Below are 20,662 nucleotides of genomic sequence, written 5' to 3'. Positions count from 1 at the left end.
TCGCTATTCGTAGTGCTGCTGCCAGCGCTTCACCGCGATCTGCTCCTTGAGCAGTTCCAGCATATCCACCAGCACCTGCTCGGTGATCTGTTCGGTCTTGGGATCGGTGCGCAGCCAGGCATCGAAGCCGCTCTCGGCTAGATGCTCCACCAGCGATGAAAACTCCGCCGATTTCAGCCCCGCCAGCGCCTCGTCGACCAGGTGGCAGGCCAGGTCGGAAAGCGATCCTTCGAGGCCGCGCGTCAACTGGCTGCCCATCGGCAGGCGCGAGAGCCGCTTGAGCTCCGGGCTTTCCGCCAGGGTGCGGCTGACCAGACCGCGCACATAGCGCAGGGTATCGTCTCGGTTATTGGTGTAGGCATCGCCCGCCATGGTCTCCAGCCGCTGGCTGATCTCGCGTATCAGCGCCTGTTTGCGGGGCTCCACCACCCGCTCGACCACAGATGACGAGAGCCCATCGCCGGAACGCAGCTCCTGCTGCACGTTATCGAGCATGCGAATGGCGATACGGTCGGTGAGCTCCTCCAGCAGGATGTCGTAATACTTGGCGACCACGCTGTAGACATACCAGCGCCGCACGTCGATCAGGCCCATGCGCTGCAGCCGGTGCAGCAGCGAGATGACGCGCAGGATACGCAGCAACCTAAAGCCACCCAGCGGGATGCAGCCCAGCACGTCGTACCAGTGCACGAAGGGGTAGAAGAACCAGCGGTGATAGTGCCGCTCGGCGATGGCCACCGCCCAGCCCAGCAGCACGTCGAGCAGGAAGATACTCACGAATGCCAGGTCGATACTGAGGAAATTGGCGTGAATGTTCTGTTCGTAAGCGCCATGCAGGCCGGGCGCCACCGCCTCGAAGGCAGCATTCAGCGGCGGCAGCAGGAACAGGCTATCGAACAGCAGCAGCGACAGGTTGACGACCACCAGCACGATGATGAACAGATCCCACACCAGGTGGGCCCGTTCCAGGGCGGGCGAGGTCGTGCGGGTGGCAGGCATGGTGCCTCCTTGAACTCGATGCCGAGGGGTCGTTGCCTATCCTATAGTCTCCGCCTGCCGTTGACACCCAGAGCGTGCACCTCGGCGCCGGCACCGCGCGGTATTCAGGCGCTTATCGCCCCCGTGGCGTCAGGTGGCGTTTCGCCATTCCTGAAGCAGTCGATTCACGAGCTCGCCGGCGGGGAGTTCACGGGCCAGTGGCGCGCCCTGTCCGGCACAGTGCGCCGCGAATTCATGATGGCCGAGGCCGGCCGCCGACGCGTTGAGCCGCTTGGCCGCGTCGTACGCCACGGGGTAAGCGGGGGGCATTGCCCCGGGGGTGGCTTCGGCATGGCGAATCAGGCGGTTGAGGATGCCACGTGCCGGCCGCCCCGACAGCGCCGACGTCATGCGGGTCATTTCGGCACGTTCGCTCTTGAGGGTCGAGCGATAGCCTTCGTTGGCTGCTGATTCGGGGCACAGGATAAAAGCAGTTCCCAGTTGGGCGGCACAGGCGTCCAGCGCCAGGGCAGAGCGAATGCCCTGGCCGTCCATGATACCGCCGGCCGCGATGACCGGTAGTGTCGTCTCGCTGACCAGCCGGCGAACGAGCACAGACGTGCTTAGCCGTTCATCCTCGGCCTGCGGATCGAAGCAGCCGCGATGCCCGCCCGCCTCATAGCCCTGGGCCACGATCGCGTCGACGCCACGCGCCTGAATAGCTCTAGCCTCTTGCAGGCTGGTCGCCGTCGCCAGCGTGTAGATGCCGGCTTCGCGCAGCGCGCGTATTCGCGCCTCGGACGGCAAGCCGAAGTGAAAGCTGACCACGGCGGGCCGCGTCTCGAGCAGCATCGCGAAGGCCGCATCATCCTCCACGAAGCTGCGGTAGATCTCATCGAGCTCGGCTGGCGGCTCACCGCCACTTTCCCGAAACAGCGGCGCCAGATGCGACAGCCAGGCCGACTCCCGAGCCGCATCGCGCTGTGCGGGTGCATGGCAGAAGACGTTGACGTTAAACGGGCGTGACGTCAGCGCCCGGGTCTGTTCGATCATTGACCGGGCCTTATCGACGCCGCTGGCGCCGATGCCCAGGGAACCCAGGCCGCCGGCATTCGATACTGCCGCCGCCAACTCTGGAGTGGCCACGCCGGCCATGGGCGCCTGGATGAGGGGCTGGATGCCCAGCCGGTCAGTCAGGGGATTCGATGATGTCATGTGAACGACCTCCACGAGCGCAAGAAACGATGGCTTTTATTTATTCTCATTTTGAGAATAAAATAGGTTAATAAATTCCAAAAGGCGAATATCGTGGACCTGGAAACCCTGAAAATCTTCGAGGCCGTCGCCGCCGAACTTAGCGTGACGCGGGCCGCCGCGCGGCTCGGGCGTGCCCCTTCCAACGTCACGACGCGCATCCAGCAATTGGAAGCGGAGCTGGACGCGGAACTGTTCATTCGCCTCGGTAAGCGCATCACGCTCTCGACGGCGGGCCAGCGCTTCCTGACCTACGCGCAGCGCCTGCTGGCGCTGGAGGACGAGGCCCGGCAGGCCCTGGGCGGCAGCGGCAGCCTGCGCATCGGCAGCATGGAAAGCACGGCCGCCAGCCGGCTGCCTGCACCGCTGGCAGCCTTCAACCGCACCCATCCGGCGACCCGGCTCGAGGTCAGCACCGGCCCCTCCGGCCCGCTGGTGGAAGAGGTGCGCGACGGGCGGCTGGACTGCGCCTTCGTGGCCTTGCCCGCCGAGCTCGAGAACGAGCCAGCCCTGATCGAGATGGGGCTGCAAAGCGCGCCGGTATGGAAGGAATCGCTGTTGCTGCTGTTGCCGCCCGCCGATGCCGGGGCCACCGCGCCTGCAGAATTGCGCACCCGCACCCTGGCGGCCTTCAAGCCTGGCTGCACCTACCGGGCCATGGCGGAGCAACGGCTCGGCATCGTTGCCGGGAGCGCGTGGCGCATCCAGGAGCTGGGTTCCTACCATGCCATGGTGGCGGCCGTGGCCGCGGGCGCCTGCGTCACCCTGCTGCCTCGCAGCGTCTTGGATGTAAGCGGCGTGTCGAACGATCTGAACACGCTGGAGATGGGCACCGTCACCACGCGTCTGCTGTGGCGCCGCGGCTACGAGACACCTGTGTTCCAGGCGTTCGCCGGTGAGTTTCTGGGGGAGACATGTACCTGATCCTGCGATTCGGGTGGCCCACCGGGCAATCAGTCGACCGTCCTTCGCAAACATGCCAGACTTCCATGCCTAATCCTCGCCGGCGGAATGCCTCTGAATGAAGCTCAAGTGCCTGACACTGGAAAACTTTCGTGCTAAGCCCTCTCTGTCGATGACATTTGGGCCGCGTCTGACCCTGCTGATGGGCGCGAATGGCAGCGGCAAGACCACGCTGCTGGATGGTATCGCCATCGGGCTCGGTGAAATCCTCACCTATCTGCCGGGTGTGTCGGGCATGACCTTCAAGAAACGCGGTGAGATACATCAGCGGGATAACCGCCTGGCTCCCTACACGCGGATTAGCCTGGAAACCCCGCAGGGGCTGGGCTGGGACCGCCTGCAGCGGCGCGACAACAGCAAGAAGACGACCGGCGAGATTCCCCCGGGACAAGGCGTGAAGGCGCTCAAGCAGCATCTGGACACTTCCGTGATCGAGCCCTGGTCGGCCGGTGAATCCTTCGAACTGCCGGTGTTTGCCTATTATGGCGTCAGCCGCGCTTTGCTGGATTTGCCCCGGAGTCGCAAAGGATTTCCCAAGTCACATGAACGCTTCGATGCCCTGGCCAATGCGCTGAACGCCGATACGCGCTTCAAGTCGGCCTTCGTCTGGTTCTACAACAAGGAAAACGAGGAGCATCGCCTGCAGAAGCAGCACAAAAGCTTCGATGTGACACTTCCCGAGCTGGACGCCGTCCGCCGTGCCATCACACGGTTGTTTCCGGACCTATCCGAGCCGCATGTCGAGCTCAATCCACTGCGTTTCGCGGTGAAGCAGGAAGGCGAGTGGCTTGACATCGCCCAGCTCAGCGATGGCTATCAGACCCTGTTGGGTTTGGTCATAGATCTCAGTTCACGAATGGCCATGGCCAATCCGCAGCTGGACGATCCGCTGGCAGCTGAAGCGGTGGTGATGATCGACGAAGTCGATCTGCACTTGCATCCCGAGTGGCAGCGGCGAGTGCTGGGAGACCTGCTGGCCACCTTCTCCAATACCCAGTTCATCGTCACCACGCATAGCCCCTTTATCGTCGAGGCGCTCAACAATCACCTCAAGCGCAGCCAAATCGACGGCCTCGAGATCGCCAGCGAGCCCATCCGATCACTGCTGCCGCTTTCGCCGGAAGAGGTGGCCGCCTATCACGTGACGCCGGACGAGGCTCAGTCGCTGATGGATGCCGATCTGGGCCTGCTCGATGACAAGCTGCTCGGCCACTTCAATGCCATCAATCGTCTCTATGACGAGATGCGGGATATCGAGTGGGAGCATCGCGAGGCATGAACCTGGGCGAGTATCAGCACTGCGTGTGCCGCAAGATGGGCAACACACAGGCGCATTGCCTCGGGGAGTACACGCTCGGTGAGCAGGGCAAGCAGGTTCGTCTGACCCCCAAGACAGGAGAGCGGGGCGTCGCTATCGTGCTGGATGGCTGCGTGTTGCGTGACAACCAACCGAAGTGCGATGGCCTCTTCCTCTGGCAGGGCAATCAACGCCATGCCGCCGTGCTCGTCGAACTCAAGGGAGCCGGTGATATTCCGCATGCCTTCGAGCAGTTGGCCTATGTGAAGCGTCATCGGGCGGAATATCGGCAGCTGGTGGCTTGTCTGGAAGAGGAAGCCCGCGGGCGGGTAGAGGAAAAAGCCGTGGTGGTAACCAATGGCCTGCTGCCCAAGCCGGAACAGGAACGGCTGGAGAACCACCACGGCATCCGAGTGATGGCCGTCATCCACTGCGAGGCCAGTTCGCCGATCCCGGAGATACGAGATTATCTCTGAACGGCGAGCATCTCGCCGAGTCGATCCACCGCGGCGGCCAGCGTTTAGTCGATGACGTGCAGGTACACCATCCAGTCGTCGACCTGGTTGAACGCCACCTTGGCTGCGCCCCAGCGCGTTCATCGTTTGACAGCGGCGGGCGGCATGGCGTCTTTTATCGGCGCGGTAGCGGTACAAGAAGCAACAAGGGAATGTTTGATGAACGTCGAAAGCGTAGGGAAAGCCGACTATCGTGAGCTGCTGGATGTCTGGGAGGCATCGGTCAGAGCAACCCATGATTTCTTGCGCGAACAGGACCTCCTGGAGCTGAAGCCGCTTATTTACGAGCAGTATTTCGGCGCGATCGATTTGACGTGCGTAAAAGGCGGGAACGGTGAAATCCTAGGCTTCTGTGGCGTGCAGGACGGCAATATCGAGATGCTATTCATCGCACCGCAGGCCCGCGGCCAAGGCATCGGCTCCTTGCTGCTGGATGATGCGGTAACGGCCCAAGGCGCCACCAAGGTAGACGTCAACGAACAGAACCCACAGGCGCTGGGCTTCTACCAGCACAAGGGGTTTGCCGTCAGAGACCGCTCATCGCTAGATGGGCTGGATAAGCCCTACCCATTGCTGCATATGGAGCTGGTGGGCACGCCGTGAAAAGCAATGGCCGGAAGCCGCCGCGCGGATGTTTGAGTACATCGAGATGGACTGTAACCTGCAGCGTCGGCACAGTGCGATTGGGATGATCAGCCCGGAGGCCTTCGAGGCCCGAATGATCGCTTAGATCGGTGTCTACGATTGCTGGGTAAAATCACCGTCCAGTCGTCGGCGTATTGACTCTACCTTGCCGTCCCAGATGCCGCGTAGCACCACTAGCGGCACTTTGAGGCGCATAGGCAGGCGTAGCTCTCAATGTCGACCATGTCCGCGGAGGTGACCCCGACAGCCACATCCCGGCACACGCGTCCATCACGCCGATTCAAAAAATAGCATAACATTATGTTTTTAAAGGGTTTTTGCCTATAAGGCCAACCTCAACATGAGCGTACAGGATAGCATTCGCTAGACCTATGTGCCCCCCATTGGCGCTGAAGGCTTGCTACACTGGGCCTCGCTCTAGGCCGCGACGTAGGCATACCGTCAAGGATTGACCTACCTTACATAGCCAGCGTAAAACTCATGATAAGTCATTTCTCAAACTACAACCTGAAGATTTTTAAAATTTAAAAGAATAAGCTGGCTTTGAAATATATACCTGAACTGACATCAGGAGTGAACAAGGAGGTTGCAATGAGTGTATTAATTAAGACAGTGCGAGTACGTGGATTTCGAGGCATAGAGAATATAGAGGTAGAACTAGAAAGAACAACCGTCCTTACTGGGATGAACAACACTGGAAAGACATCACTTCTTAGAGCCATACAGCTTGCAACCGGGGCAAGAGCTTCCATATCCCAAGACGATTTTTATATCAAAGACTCCTCCACCATCGAAAAGATAACGATTGACTTACTCATAGCCCCAGTAAGTGATACCGACCAGCAACAAGATGACTTCGATGAAGATTGGGAGATAGTATTTGGAACAGAAAGAATTAAAACTGACGGGACCAGAAGCTATGTTCCGTTACGAGCATGCGTCGAACTCGATGAGGCAAGCAATAGCTATCAAACAACTCATTCTATATTGCCAGACTGGCCAAGTTTCCATGATGAAAGTGGGTACTGGTATGAAAAACCCAAAGGAAAAAAGACCTCTTTTCGGCTAGACGAGCTCCCATTCTTCTATATGGATGCTCAAAGGGACATCCTAGAAGATACAAGACTAAAAAGCTCTTACATAGGTAAGATGCTTTCTAAAGTAGAGTACACTGAAGAGAGCATTCAAGAGATAGAGGATCAAATAGCAGAGCTGAATGAAAAAACCGTTGACAACAGTGAAATATTGAAGGGGTTAAAAAGCAGCTTGCAAGAGCTTAACTCAGCTATGGATGGAGACAGTTCTGGCGTCGAGCTAACACCCTTTACGAAGAAGCTTCGCGACCTGGGAAAAGGAATGACTATATATTACTCAGATAGTCAAGACAGCTTTTCCATGGAGTATCACGGCATGGGGACAAGGAGCTGGTCATCGCTCTTAACTCTGAAGGCCTTTATACAGTTGCTAGAGAGAAACTACCAAGCTTCGTCAGGTGTTTTCCTTCCAATCCTTGCCATCGAAGAGCCTGAAGCACATTTACACCCCAACGCCCAAAAAAAGTTGTTCGGACAAATACACAGTATAAAAGGGCAAAAAATTATCTCGACGCACTCACCATATGTCACAGCCTCTTCGTCCTTAAGCAATATAAGAAGCTTATATAAAGACCACACGGTACACTGCGGAAAGATAAACCTTAAAGGCTTAACTGATGAAGACACCAGAAAAATATACAGACAAGTGATCAACACTCGGGGCGAGATGTTTTTCTCAAAGCTCCTCGTCTTTGCTGAAGGCGAGACAGAAGAGCAAGCATTACCAATATTTTTCAAAAAATATTTTGGATATGAGAGCATTGAAAGAGGCGTAGATTTCGTATCAGTTTCGAGTCACACGGCTTACTTACCATTTCTCAGGTTTTCTGAGGGAATGAACATCCCTTGGATGATTTTTAGTGACGCTGAAGCCGATGCCAAGCAGTCTGTGCAAAAAGCCTTGAAAAAAATAGGCAAAGAGGGAGATATTGGGCAGCACGTTGTTTTCGTGGAAGATGGAAACGACTTTGAAAAAGAAATATTAGCTGGCGGATATGAAGCTGAGGTAAGAAAAGCAATCGCTTCTTTTGACTTTTACCACAGCGAGCAACATAGGGAAGCGAGGGAAGCCACAAGGCTAGAAGAAATCGAAGGCTATTCTTCGCAAGAGCTATATGAGAAAATGACATCAGAAAAGACTCGCTATGGACCAGCTGTAGCCTATCAGATTGTGGATAGCGAAAAACAACTTCCCGAAAAAGTTGTTGAACTCATGGAAATGATTGAACGGACTCTACAGCAGGGGCATTGAACTATGAAAAAAACAATTGAGCTTTCAGAAAAGCAGTACTCAGTAGTATATGCAGAAAATGGCCCTCTGTACGTAAAGGCTAGCGCGGGCAGTGGTAAAACGAGGGTTTTGACCGAACGGCTGAGACACCTCTTAAGCAAAACAAAAAAGAAAGTTCTTGCTTTGACTTTTACCAATAAGGCCGGTGCCGAAATCAAACAGCGCCTTAATGAAATCGATGACATTGAGTCAAGAGCTTTTATCGGTACATTTCATGGTTTTTGTCAATCGATCCTAGAAAGCCATGGTAATCTTCTTGGCTTTTCTGGGATGCCGCACATTTTTGAAGATAATGCGGATAGGATGGAGCTGATAGAGCAAGCCATAGAAGAAATACCAACCTATGCATTGAAATACGTAGAAAAGAACGAAAAAGAAAAAAGAGACTTCAAATTCAAAGCTCTTTCCTTCATCTCGAAGGTAAAGAGGGACCTTATTGATGACGAAGACTTTGAGAACCATACCGACAACCAAAATTTAATCCTGCTCTACAAGAGCTACCAAGGAATTCTTCGCTCTCAAAACGCTTTAGATTTCGATGACATTCTTCTCTATGCATTCAAGCTCCTGACAGATTTTCCGAAACTTTCCTCGATGTATAGAAGGAGTTTCTATGCCATATGTGTTGATGAAGCTCAAGACTTAAACAACGCGCAATATCAAGTCTTGAAAGTTATAGCTGACGACGGCTTTGATAATATTATGCTGGTTGGCGATCCCAACCAATCAATTTTTCATTTTAACGGCTCATCGGCCAAATATATGAACGAGTTATTTGTTGATGATTACCAGCCTGCAATAGTTGAGCTAAATGAAAACTTCCGATCATCAAAAAGGGTTTTAGAGGCCGCTCAAAAGATTGTTCCAGAAGCTGAGCATGTCGAAAACGTAGTAAAGGAAGGAATTTTCGAACTCAAGTGCTTCAACAATGAATTTGATGAAGCAAGCTGGATCGCCAACAAAATCCACGAGCTTATTCAATTAAAAAAACACGAAGATATAGAAGGCAGCATCACAGCTGAAAGAATAGCGATTCTTGCAAGAAACAAATACCTCTTCAAATCATTAGAAAATGAGCTATCAAATTTAACTTTAGACTTTTATTATAAGATGACTCCCGGCGCAGTAAAATTCGAGTCCTCCGCAATGAAAGTTTTTGATATGGCGTTACGAGTTCGCCTCAATCCTAAGGACAAACTACATAAGACCAAGCTGAGCCATGCCTTGGGTACAACAAACGAAACCCTAGACGCGGCAGAAGACATCGCCGTGCTTACAGACAGGAATGATTTAAAGTCAGCCATCGATCTTGCGTACAACCTAAATGAAGAAGGAAAAAACTTAAAGCAACTTATTCGCGCAATAAAAGAAGATCTGGAGCTAGCGGATGAAGATGAGAAAGCTATGCTCTTTAATGACTTAGACGAGCTAGAAAAGCATTGGATTAACTATGCAAAGAACTCTAATAGCACGTCTCTTCTACAGTTCAAAAACTCCATGGCACTCGGCCAAACGCACCCTCTTGCACAGCACTCTGGCATAACCCTTAGCACGATTCACACAATGAAAGGCCAAGAGTTTGACATCGTTTTTGTCTTGGGCACTGATGATGAAACATTCCCCGATTACCGAGCAGTCAGAGCTGGTGGCATAGAAATTGAGCAAGAAAAAAACAACATGTATGTAGCATTTACGCGGTCCAAGAGATGGCTATATGTAACATGGCCAAGTAGTCGAACCATGCCGTGGGGAGATGTACGAAGAAGAAGGGTATCTAGATTCCTTACTGATTTTTAAATGACAGGCCAGAGTGCACCATGTGCGACTCTGGCCATAGACCCACATGTTATAAAACCCAAAATCAGTCACATGGATACGCTTCTCTCAAAGCATAAGTTATCAGTATTGAAGGAGGAAGGTGAAGAATATCCGAATTCCTTTCAAGGTAATCATTAACTACTCGAACTGCTTGAGCTTTAGTAACCCTATCTGGAAGGCAAACGGCATACTGCCTTTCTGGGATAGACTGAGATACTGCGGCTAAGACATTCTTTGTGCCTTGCACGATACCTACACACCATGCAGCAGATATGTAATCTTGGACATTCTCCCCATCCATATATGCCTCTGCTTTTTTGCAAGCAGATATCAATCCATTTCCTGTTTCAAACTGCTGCGCATTTGAAAAATGTGAGAATGAAAGACAAAAACAAATGATGCAAATTTTTATATGCTTCATATTCCCTCATGAATTTTAGGTCTTTAGACAAGCAAGTTCTTCACTCTATAAAGGCAAAGCCTATCAAGAGCATATGCGTCATCACTGAGTATACCTGAGCAAGCACAGCCGCATCCCGCGGTGTTCGTGTTCATAAGCAGCCAGTTACAATCCAAGTAAACACTTACAGTATGAACATATCCAAATGAATACATGAGCGTTTGGGGATGTGCCAATGAAACGAGCGGTCTCACCATTGAGTTTCCACCGATGACTAGAATGCGAGTCGCGTCCGTGACATTAATAAGGGAGCCGATGCTCATCAGCTCCCCAACCCACTCACTCGCATCACTCTCCTTTGCGCCGCGTCCATCAACTGGCCGCGGCCGGTTTCCAACAGCGTCAGCCAGTGGCGGGCGCGGGTGATGCCGGTGTAGACCAGCTCCCGGGTGAGGATGGGATTCGGCGCGTCGGGCAGCACCAGGGCGGCGTGGGTGAACTCCGAGCCCTGGGACTTGTGCACCGTCATCGCGAATACCGTCTCCACCGCTTGCAGGCGCGAGGGTAGTACCCACTTGATGCGGTCGGTGCCATCACCGGCGGGGAAGGCCACCCGCAGCAGGCGGCGGTTGGTTTCGCCATTCGCGGCGCTTGGACGCGGCATATCCAGGGTGATGCCGATATCGCCGTTCATCAGCCCCAGGCCGTAGTCATTCTTGGTGACGAGCACCGGGCGGCCGGGGTACCAACGCTGGCGGCCATCCTGGCTGTCGATCAGTTTCTCCCGCTCCAGCGCCTGGCGCACTCGCTCGTTCAAGCCTTCCACGCCCCAGGGGCCGCGGCGCAGCGCGCACAGCAGTTGGAAGTGGCCGTGGGCCGCCAGCACGGCGCGGGCCCAAGCATCGAACTGTTCCTGTTCCGCGTCATCCGCCGGGCGCCGCTCGGCCATCACGCTCAGGAAGTGGCGATAGCCCACTGGGGGCGGCAGCGTTTCGCCGCGATGTATGCGGCCCTGGCCGGCATTGGGAAAACGCTCGGGGTAGCCGGTCACCGCCAGGCGGGCCAGGCTGCGCTCGTCGTCGGCGGCAAGCTTCAGGTGCGAGAGGTCCGCAAAGCCGGCGCTTAGCGCCTCAGTGATGGCGCGGCGCTTGGGGGCGGGCTCGGCTTCCAGGTTGATCGCGGCGGCCAGTTGGCCGATGCCGCTCTCGGCGGTGAAGCGGTGGCTGACGCGCAGCATGGCGATGGCCTGGTCCAGCGGCTGGCCGTTGGCGTCCAGGGTGTCGCTTGGCAGCGGTTGGCCGGTGGCCTTGGCTAGCCACTCAGCGGTGGCCTTGGCTAGCCACTCAGCGGTGGCCGGGGTGTAGTGGCCGCCCTCGGCCCGGGCGCACAGATCGCCGAGCACCGAGCCGGCCTCCACCGAGGCGAGCTGGTCCTTGTCACCCAGCAGCACCAGCCGTGCCCGGGGCGGCAGCGCCTCGAGCATCGCGGCCATCATGCCTACGTCCACCATCGAGGCCTCGTCCACCACCAGCACGTCCAGCGGCAGCGGGTTGTGGCGGTCGTGGCGAAAGCGGCGGGTGTCGGGGCGCGAGCCGAGCAGCCGGTGCAGGGTGGAAACCTCCTTGGGAATCACCTCACGCAGCCGCTCGGGATCGTCGGCCAATCCGTTGAGGTTGAGCCTGGCCACTTGGCCGGCGATGGACTCGTTGAGCCGGGCGGCGGCCTTGCCGGTGGGGGCGGCCAGGCGGATGCGCAGGGCCTGTTCGTCTTCACCGAACGCCAGCGCCTGAAGCAGGGCGAGCAGGCGCACCACGGTAGTGGTCTTGCCGGTGCCGGGGCCGCCGGTGATTACCGCGAAGCGCGAGCGGCCGGCCAGGGCGCAGGCGGCCTTCTGCCAGTCGAGGGGTGCGGGCTGTGTCGGCTCGGGAAAAAGCGCGTCGAGAATCGGGCGTAGGCGGGCCGCGTCCGGGGCGTCGTCGTTATCCGTTCCACCGAGCCGGGCAACGATCCGGCTGTGAATATCCTGCTCGTGCTGCCAGTAGCGGCGTAGGTAGAGCCGTGGGCGCTCTCGGCTGCCGGCGAGTACCAGCGGGGTGCTGCCGGGGCCTTCGGCCACCAACTCGGGCTGGGCCAGCGCCGCGCGCCAGGCGTCGAGGTCCAGCGCGGCCATCACCCGGCTGGGCAGCGGCGGCGGGTCGTCCAGGCTGTCGCCTTCCGGCGGCAGCGAGAGTGCCAGGTCCGGGGTGGCCAGCGTCTGGGCCAGGTCCAGGCAGACATGGCCGCGGCCGAGCTGGTGGCTGGCCAGCGCCGCCGCCAGTAATAGCAGAGGTGAGGCCTCACTTACCGTGTTTCCGTTATTCTCCCTGCTTTCTCGGTTCGCCTCGCGATGCAGGAAGGCGGCGAAGGCGCGGTCCAGCGAGCGCAGCCAGCCGCGCTCCACCCAGCGGTCGAGTAGGGCGAACAGCACCGCGTGATCGGCCAGCGCGTTTTCGGGCGCTCTAATAAGCGCGTTTTCGGGCGCTTGAATCAGCGCGGTCTCCGGGGCGTCGGTATTGACCGGGGAGGTGTTGGAAAATGTCGGCATCATGCGGTGGCCTCCTCGGCACTGAACAGGGCATCGAGCGCGAGGATCAGCTCGCTTGGCGGGCGTTCGGCGTGCACGCCGCGGGAGGGCGCACGGGTGCCGCGCAGGAAGACGTAGAGCGCCCCGCCCAGGTGGCGTTCGATATCGTAGTCCGGCAGCCGGGCCTTGAGCAGCCGGTGCAGGGCCAGCAGGTAGAGGCAGTACTGCACGTCATAGCGCTTCTCGAGTACGGCATCGGCCATCGCCGCCTCGGTGTAGGCGGCATCGTCGGCACCCAGGTGGTTGGACTTCCAGTCGAGCACATAGAAGCGCCCCTCATGTTCCACCACTAGGTCGATAAAGCCCTTGAGCATGCCGTTCAGCGTGTCGGGCTCGAGCGCCGGCCGTGGTCGCCCGTCGAGTGTGCGAGCGCTTACGAGGGCGTCCAGCTTGCGCGTATTCACCTTGTGGGCGGCGAACCAGAATTCCAGCTCGACGCGGTAGTCGGTAGCGCCGTCCAGGGCATCCAGGCGCAGCGGCGCGGCCTCTCCATCGCCTGAATCCGGCACTGGCAGCGGCGTGGTCAAAAGCTCCGGCAGCCACTGTTCGAGTGCGGCGATCTGGCCTTCCCAGCCGCGACGGTTGGCGCGCCGGGCCAGGGTGTCGGTGCGCAGCTCGGCGTCCTCGGCTACCTTGGCGAAGCCTTCCTCGCCGGCCCATTCCAACAGGCCGTGCAGGAAGGTGCCTGCAGAGGGCCCGCGGGGGAAGCGGTGAAGCGAGCCTTCGCTCACCGTGGCGGCGTTGGCATCGAAGGGCTCGTGGATCACCTCCATGGCCGTCGCCTCATCGGCGGTGGTGGGCTCGGGCGACGGCCCCGCCTCGGCGCTGGCTTCTGTATTGTCCTCATCCGGGGTGGCGCCTGTGCGCAGCGCCGAGTAGCTGGCGATCCACCAGTGCTCGCGGATCGCCCGGGTGGGCGCGCGGGCCTCACCGAGCGGCGTGTCGTCGCTGGCGAGTTCCACCGGCGTGGCATCGGGCTCGGGAGCGTCCTGCACCGTAACTCTTTGAGCTCCATCGCCGGCGTGCTCGTCGGCCAGCGCTTCGAGTGCCGGGCGCAGCTTGTCGGGTGAGAGCGCCTGGCCGCCGGCGATCAGATGGCCGACGGCGCTGCGTTCCATGGCCTCCAGCGGCGCCAGGCCGAGCCAGGTGGCGTGGCGGGCGCGGGTCAGGGCGACGTAGAGCTTGCGCAGATCCTCGCCCAGGCGCTCGTGGTCGGCGCGGGCGAGTGTGGCCTCGTCGGCGGACAGTGTCAGGCACAGGTAGCCGTCGTCGTCGTGCCAGCGAAGCGGCAAGTCGCCGGCCTTTACCGGGCGGAAGGCGGCGATGAAGGGCAGGAACACCAGCGGGTACTCCAGGCCCTTGGACTTGTGGATGGTGACCACCTGCACCAGGTCGGCGTCGCTTTCCAGGCGCAGGCGGTGGGTGTCGGATTGGGCCTGTGGATGCGCGCGGGACTCGGCGAGAAAGCGCAGCAGGGCGTGCTCGCCGTCGATCTCGGTACTGGCTTCCTGCAGCAATTCGCCGAGGTGCAAGAGGTCAGTGAGCCTTCGCTCGCCCTCGGGCACTGCCAACAGCCGGCCGGGCACCGCGAAGTCGGCCAGCAGCCGATGCAGCATGGGCAGCACGCCACGGCGCTGCCATTGGCGGTGGTAGTCGCGGAACTGCATTACCCGCGCCTCCCAGGCCAGCTCGTCCTGCTGGGGGCCGCCGTTCAGGGCGTCGAGCTCGGCAAGCGACAGCCCCAGGCTCGGCGTGGCGAGCGCGGCACGCAGGGAGCGTTCGTCGTCCGGCGCGGCGCAGGCGGCCAGCCACATCTCCAGCTCGGCGGCGGCCTCGGTCTCGAACACGCCCTCCTTGTCGGAGAGGTAGACGCTGCGGATGCCCCGGGCCAGCAGGGCGCCACGGATGGCGCGGGCCTCGCCGGCGTTGTTGACCAACACGGCCAGATCCGACGGCGCCAGCGGCTTAAGCGCTCCGTCTTGCTGGGTGTTTGTCTGGATAAAGCCCGTCTGCCCGGCCTGGCCCTCGCGCAAGAGACTGGCCATCTCGGTGGCGCAGCGTCCGGCAAGCTCGTGGAGGTAGGCCGATTTCGACAAGGCGTCTTCAGCATCCAGGTGCCAGAGCGTCAGCGCTGGTTGGGGCGCGCCGAGGCGAACCAGGGCATCCTTGCGACCGTTCGCGTTCACTGGTGCAAAAGGCACCGGATTGTCATCCCCGCGGCGGAAGAGGAAGGCGCCGGCTTCGCTCTGCTCGGCATGTTCGAACACCCGGTTGACCGCCTCGACCATCGGCGTGGCGGAGCGGAAGTTGGTGCCCAGGGTGACGTGGCGGCCGGCGGTGTCGCGCCGGGCTTGAAGGTAGGTATGAATATCGGCGCCGCGGAAGGCGTAGATCGCCTGCTTGGGGTCGCCGATCAGCAGCACGGCGCTCTTGTCAGCGCCCGAAGCCGCGCTCTTGTCAGCGCCCGAAGCTGCGCTATTTTCAGCGCCCGAAGCCGCGCTATTTTCAGCGCCCGAAGCCGCGCTCTTGTCAGCGCCCGAAGCTGCGCTCGTTTCACTGTCATCGACGCCGCCGCGGTTCTCGGCCAGCCGGTAGACCCGGTCGAACAGCCGGTACTGCACCGGGTCGGTGTCCTGGAACTCGTCGACCAGCGCTACCGGGAACTGCTCGCGGATGCGGGCGGCCAGGGTCTTGCCGGCCTCGCCTGCGAAGGCGGCGTCCAGCCGGTGCAGCAGGTCGTCGGGGCCGAGCTCGGCGCGGCGGCGCTGCACGGTCTCGCGGCGGGCGGCCATCCAGTGCACGGTGTGGGCGAGCAGGTCGGCAAAGGGGTCGGGCAGCTCGGCGAGCTGATCCGGCAGCGCTTCCAGGGCCTCCAGCGCCGGCAGGTTGGGGACGGGATCTTCCTTCCAGATCTCGGCGATGCCTTCGGGCGTCAGGCGTTTCCAGGCGGCGTCGGTCAGTGCCGGCTTGGCTAGTTCGGGGTCATTCGCCCAGTCGCGCAGGGCGGCGAGCCAGTTGGCGCGGCTTCGGGCGTTGAGCTTCTGGCCGTTGAACGCCTTGCGCTTGGCGGCGGCCTCAAGAAGCGCTTCTAACTCGTCCAGCCAGGCCGGCCACGGCGCCTTGAACTCGGCCAGCGCCGCGGCGCGCTGCTCACGGTAGTTGGCCAGCGCCTCGAAGGGCGGCGGTGCCACGGGCAGGGCGGCGGCGTGGGTGCGCAGCCGGCCGGCGGTGTCGTTAAGGGTGTCCGGTGTGGTCCAGTAGCGGGCGACGATCTGCAGCGCCTCGGGGTCGAGGTCGTAGTAGAAGCTGCGCCAGTAGTCCCGGGCGATCTCCAGGTCCATCTCCGACTGGTCCAGCGACATCTCCAGGGCGAATAGGCTGCCGCTGTCGAAGGCGTGCTCGCGCAGCATGCGGTGGCACCAGGCGTGGATGGTCGAGACCGCGGCCTCGTCCATCCATTCGGCGGCCAGCCGCAGCCGGCGGGCGCAGGTCGGCCAGCTCTCGCGGGGGTAGCTGTCGCGCAGGGCGAGCAGCGGGTCACTGCTCGGCTTCTCATCGCTCGGTGCTTTGTCTTCGGGCGCTGAGTTATCCACAGCCGGTTCGGCGAAGAGGTCGCCTGTCTGATTGAGATTCGGCCCGGTATCAGGTCGCTGCGGAGGCGCTGTGAACCCCTCCCTGGGCGCTACCGATGCCATCCCTGGCATCGGACCTCCGCTTTGATCTGCTCCCGGTTCCCCGTCTTTGTCGGTGGGCTGAAACGCTTCGGCGGCTTCCACCAGCCGCGCGCGGATGCGGTCGCGCAGCTCCTGGGTGGCGGCGTTGGTGAAGGTGACCACCAGGATCTCCGGCGGCGTCAGCGGCCGCGGGAAGCTGGCCGCGTCGTCTTCGTTCCGCGGGCCGAGCACCAGGCGCAGGTAGAGCAGGGCAATGGTGAAGGTCTTGCCGGTGCCGGCGCTGGCCTCGATCAGCCGGCTGCCGGTAAGCGGCAGGGCGACCGGGTCGAGGCGTGGCGTCTCGGCCGCTTGCATGGCTTCCGTCATCGTCATGCCTTGCCTCCCTGGCCCTTGCTGCCATTCTTTTCGTTCTTTTTATCGCCGCCGCCCTTTGCCTTGACGGCATCGTGCAGCGGCGCGTAGAGCGCATTCGTCAGCTCGGTGAAGTGCCGCCCGGAGGCCTGATGGCGTACTAGGCTTGCGAGGTCGCGCCACTGGCGGGCCAGATACGGGTCGCGGTCGCGCTCACCGGGCGTGTAGTCGTTGCCCTCGAACACCTGAACGGCGGCCTTCCAGGCCTTGAGGTCGGCTTCTTCGGCCTTGTCTGTCTGTGAAGAGCCTTCACCGCCGAAGACGCGGGCCAGGGCGTTCTCGTCGCCGCCCTTCTCGTGCCAGGCGAAGGCGGTGTCCCGGGCTAGCGGCAGCGGGGCGGTCATGCCGGCGCGCCAGGCGCGGGCGATGGCCTCTAAATGCTTGCGGGCGGTGCTGGCCTCCAGCGGCGCCAGGGTGCCGCCGCCGGCGCGGGAGAGCAGCACTGTGGTCATGGGGCCCAGGGCGAGTTGGCCGGCCAAGTGGGCGACCCAGGGGGCCAGCCAGTGCTTCCAGTTGTATTTGCCCTTGTTGACCAGGCTGCTGGTCATCAGCACCAGGCGGCAGCGTTCGCCGTCTGCGTTCTCGCGCAGGCCGTCCAGCCAGTCCTCCACCCGCAGCGGATCAGTCGACAGTGGGTCCTCGCCCGTATCAAGCGTCAGCGACACGGCCGCCGGGGTCTCCCAGGCGTAGGGCCAGGCCTCGAGCTGGTCGGCGTAGTCGCTGAGCACCTTGTCCAGCGGCTCGACGAGTTGCTCGCGCATCAGCTCGGCGAAGCCGCCCATGGCCAGCCGACCCTCGCGCTCCAGGCGCTCCAGAGTGTCGTGAATGGCAGGCGTTGGCGGTTCGGCCGCATCGACGGCGCGGCGCCCGGCCTCGATCAGCGCCTGCTGGAGCTGCCAGTGGTCTAGGCCGTCCAGGGCGAAGGGCTCGTGGTCCGGGCTTTCCAGCGCCTCGCGCTCGAGGTAGACGCCGAGCCGGGTGGTGAAGAAGGCCTTCACCGGGTCCTTGAGAAAGCTACTTAGGCGCGCCAGTGGCAGTGCCGTGTCGAACTCCATCGGCGGCAGCTCGCCGTCGACGGCGGTTTCGGGAGATGAATGGCCGGCATGGATCGCTCGCCATTCATGAGCATAGGTATACAGGCCTCGCTCGCCCGTAAAGTAGTGTCTGCTGAACGGCTGCAGCGGGTGCTCGGTGGTCAGGGCGTCGACGAGGGCCTGGCCGGCGGCGTCGCCTTCTTCTGCGCCGGCCAGTTTCCAGCCGGCGGCCAGATGGTCGCGGAGCTGGCCGAGCAGTACCGAGGGCGGACGCGGCTCGTTGTCGTGGATACTGCGGCCGACCCAACTGATCATCAGGCTGTCGCGGGCCGAGAGCAGTGCTTCGAGGAACAGGTAGCGGTCGTCCTCGCGGCGCGAGCGGTCGCCGGGGCGGTAGTCGTGCCCCATCAGGTCGATATCCAGCGGGCGCTGTACCCGCGGGTACTCGCCGTCGTTCATGCCCAAGAGGCAGACGTGGCGGAACGGGATGGCGCGCATCGGCATCAGGGTGGCGACGTTCACCGCGCCGGCCAGGAAGCGCTGGGAGAGGTTGGCTTCGTCGAGCTGGCCAAGCCAGTGCTCGCGTACCACCGAGAGCGGTAGGGCTTCGGTGAGGCCTGCGTCCTCTGTGGTCTCCTGCCAGTCTTCCAGCAGTTCGCCCAGGCGGTTGAGGGTGGCAAGGTCGGCCTCGTCCTCGGCGGCGAAGCAATCGCTCAGTAAGGCGCGCAGGCGGCGGCACCAGGTGGCTACGTCGGCGGGCTCGCTGAGCGCGCGCCACTGGGCCTCGAGGGCGTCGAGCAGGTCCATCAGTGGGCCGGCCAGCGCGGCCTCCAGGCCGCCGATGTCGCCATAGGGCTCGATGTCGTGCCAGGGACCGCCGGCGCTTTCGTTGTCCGTACTTTGGCCCACCGCGTAGCCCAGCATCAGGCGACGCAGGCCAAAGGCCCAGGTGTTGGCGGTAAGACCGCCTGGCAGGTCGAGCCGGGCGCGCTGCTCGGCGTTGAGCCCCCAGCGGATGCCGGCGCCCTCGATCCAGCGGCGCAGCACCGGCAGGTCGTCGGCGGTCAGTCCGAAGCGCCCGCGCAGGGCGGGGACTTCCAGCAGGTCGAGCAGGTCGCTGACCGTGAGCCGCGATTCCGGCAGGTGCAGCAGCGCCTCCAGCGCCACCAGCAGCGGCTGGCGGTGGCGGCTGGTCTGGTCGGAGAGCGTGAAGGGAATATGGCGCGGGTCATCCTGGGGCAGCCGGCCGAATACCGCTTGTACAGCGGCGGCGTAGGTGTCGATGTCCGGCACCATCACCAGCACGTCGCGCGGGCGCAGCGTGTGGTCTGCGTCGAAGGCGGCCAGTAGCTGATCGTGGAGGATCTCCACCTCGCGCAGGGCGCTGTGGGCGACGTGGAAGCGCAGGCTGCGATCAAGGGCCGGGTTCACCGCTGGCCAGGTGTCGCGAGTCTCCTGGGGCGGGCGCAATTCGAGGATGTCGTCCTGCAGTTGCTGCAGCAGCCCCGGCGCCTCGCCGTCGGCGGGCGAGTCGAACAGGTCGATGCGCAGCGCCTCGGCGTCGAATAGCGCCCGGTAGGCGTCCTGGTCGTCGAACTCGTCGAGCAGGCGCAGGTAGTCGCGGCCCTGCTTGCCCCATGCGGCCAGCAGCGGCTGGGCGTGCAGGTGCAACTGGGTGTCATCGAGTTCGAGCGGCATGCCGGGGCGGTGACGCTGGCGCCGGCGGGCGGCCCGCAAGAGGTCCTTGTGCTCGATGATGTCTGCCCAGTAGTGGCGGCAGGGGTTGTGCACGCAGAGCAGCACCTGGGTGACCTTCGACACCGCGGCTAGTGCCTCTAGCGTTTGGCGGGGCAGCGAGGAGATGCCGAATACCACTACCCGGCGCGGTAGTCCGGCCGGTCGCGTCTCTTTGTTCAGGGCTTCGGGCGTCAGTTCGCGGCAGGCCTCAAGGAAGCGGGTGTGTACCCAGGCACGGCTGGTGGCGAGGCCGTTTTCGCCCAGTCCTTGAGAAATGTCGTCGCGCAGCCGCCGCCACAGCGCCGGTTGCCAGCACTGGTCCTCGGCGAGCGGCCGGGCCTGGCCGCGGGCATCGATCAGCTCGTCGCGGCCCTCGGCCCAGGCGGCCAGCCAGTCGGCGCGGTAGACCTGGTACTGGTCGAACAGGTCGGCCAGGCGCTCGGCAAGCTGATGGCGCTTGCGCAGGTCATCGTCGTCGGCCAGAAAGCGTGCCAGGGGGGCGAAGGTCTCATCATTCGTGAGTTCCGGCAGCAGACGCATCAGTCGCCAGATAAGGCGCGGCTTGTCCAAGGGTGATGACGGCGGCACGGCTTCATTGCCCAGCACTGCGCGGTAGGCCTGCCACAGGTAGCGGGCTGGCAGGGTGACATCCATCGCCGCGGCGATGCCGGCGCCGGCGGGCGGGTCGGCGGCCAGCGCCAGCTTCAGCCACTGGCTGATGCCGTTGCTCTGCACCAGAATCACTTCGTCTTCCAGCGGCCCCAGCGGATGGGTCCGCAGCCATTCCACCGCCAGGTCGCGCAGCGTTTCCAGGCGATTGCCGTGGATCACCATGAAGCCGGGGCTGAGCTCGGATCCCTGAGAGAGACGGAGGGGCATGGCGATTCCTTCGCGGCGTTGAGACGGAGGTCAATGGTGCCGCAAATCG

12 protein-coding genes are annotated in these 20,662 nt (G+C 61.2%); 6 read left to right on the top strand and 6 right to left on the bottom strand.

Annotation, left to right across the window (positions count from 1 at the left end):
- Nucleotides 1-3: 3 nt before the first annotated feature.
- Nucleotides 4-999, bottom strand: a complete 996-nt coding sequence (locus tag BCL93_RS12205) for an ion transporter (protein ID WP_112055546.1) — start codon at nucleotides 997-999, stop codon at nucleotides 4-6.
- 129 nt (nucleotides 1,000-1,128) lie between these two features.
- Entirely contained in the window at nucleotides 1,129-2,193 is a 1,065-nt protein-coding gene (locus BCL93_RS12200) for an NAD(P)H-dependent flavin oxidoreductase (RefSeq protein ID WP_112055545.1), read from the bottom strand.
- A gap of 93 nt (nucleotides 2,194-2,286) precedes the next feature.
- Here BCL93_RS12200 and BCL93_RS12195 point away from each other — a divergent pair, with 93 nt between their 5' ends.
- The 6 genes from BCL93_RS12195 (at nucleotide 2,287) to BCL93_RS12170 (ending at nucleotide 9,834) form a co-directional block, all read left to right on the top strand.
- Nucleotides 2,287-3,156, top strand: coding sequence for a LysR family transcriptional regulator (locus tag BCL93_RS12195; RefSeq protein ID WP_112055544.1), 870 nt, complete (start codon nucleotides 2,287-2,289; stop codon nucleotides 3,154-3,156).
- 97 nt (nucleotides 3,157-3,253) lie between these two features.
- Nucleotides 3,254-4,474, top strand: a complete 1,221-nt coding sequence (locus BCL93_RS12190; RefSeq protein WP_112055543.1) for an AAA family ATPase — start codon at nucleotides 3,254-3,256, stop codon at nucleotides 4,472-4,474.
- The gene (locus BCL93_RS12185; RefSeq protein ID WP_220086278.1) at nucleotides 4,471-4,968 is read left to right on the top strand and encodes a hypothetical protein; all 498 of its coding nucleotides are present in this window, start codon (nucleotides 4,471-4,473) and stop codon (nucleotides 4,966-4,968) included. Before BCL93_RS12190 ends, BCL93_RS12185 begins: the two co-directional genes overlap by 4 nt.
- Before the next feature lie 198 nt (nucleotides 4,969-5,166).
- On the top strand, nucleotides 5,167-5,610 hold the full coding sequence (locus BCL93_RS12180) for a GNAT family N-acetyltransferase (RefSeq protein ID WP_112055542.1): 444 nt from the start codon (nucleotides 5,167-5,169) through the stop codon (nucleotides 5,608-5,610).
- A 633-nt stretch (nucleotides 5,611-6,243) separates the two neighbouring features.
- Nucleotides 6,244-7,998: an ATP-dependent nuclease gene (locus tag BCL93_RS12175; protein ID WP_112055541.1), complete on the top strand. Its 1,755-nt coding sequence runs from the start codon at nucleotides 6,244-6,246 to the stop codon at nucleotides 7,996-7,998.
- A 3-nt stretch (nucleotides 7,999-8,001) separates the two neighbouring features.
- Entirely contained in the window at nucleotides 8,002-9,834 is a 1,833-nt protein-coding gene (locus tag BCL93_RS12170) for an ATP-dependent helicase (RefSeq protein ID WP_112055540.1), read from the top strand.
- 64 nt (nucleotides 9,835-9,898) lie between these two features.
- Here BCL93_RS12170 and BCL93_RS17140 read toward each other — a convergent pair whose 3' ends face one another.
- From BCL93_RS17140 to recC, 4 genes are all read right to left on the bottom strand, one after another.
- Nucleotides 9,899-10,276: a Rap1a/Tai family immunity protein gene (locus BCL93_RS17140; protein ID WP_146742490.1), complete on the bottom strand. Its 378-nt coding sequence runs from the start codon at nucleotides 10,274-10,276 to the stop codon at nucleotides 9,899-9,901.
- A 301-nt stretch (nucleotides 10,277-10,577) separates the two neighbouring features.
- Nucleotides 10,578-12,842, bottom strand: a complete 2,265-nt coding sequence (gene recD, locus BCL93_RS12165) for an exodeoxyribonuclease V subunit alpha (RefSeq protein ID WP_258396495.1) — start codon at nucleotides 12,840-12,842, stop codon at nucleotides 10,578-10,580.
- Nucleotides 12,839-16,924 (bottom strand): UvrD-helicase domain-containing protein, encoded by a 4,086-nt coding sequence (locus tag BCL93_RS12160; protein ID WP_112055539.1) that lies wholly within the window; start codon nucleotides 16,922-16,924, stop codon nucleotides 12,839-12,841. The genes recD and BCL93_RS12160 overlap by 4 nt, the downstream gene beginning before the upstream one ends.
- A complete protein-coding gene (gene recC / locus BCL93_RS12155; protein ID WP_112055538.1) occupies nucleotides 16,921-20,613 on the bottom strand; it encodes an exodeoxyribonuclease V subunit gamma in 3,693 nt (1,230 codons plus the stop codon). The genes BCL93_RS12160 and recC overlap by 4 nt, the downstream gene beginning before the upstream one ends.
- Nucleotides 20,614-20,662: the final 49 nt, after the last annotated feature.

The sequence above is a fragment of the Onishia taeanensis genome (assembly GCF_003268885.1).
Lineage (GTDB): Bacteria > Pseudomonadota > Gammaproteobacteria > Pseudomonadales > Halomonadaceae > Onishia > Onishia taeanensis_A.
Note: the sequence above shows the minus strand (reverse complement) of the source record. Positions and strands in the feature narration are given on the sequence as shown.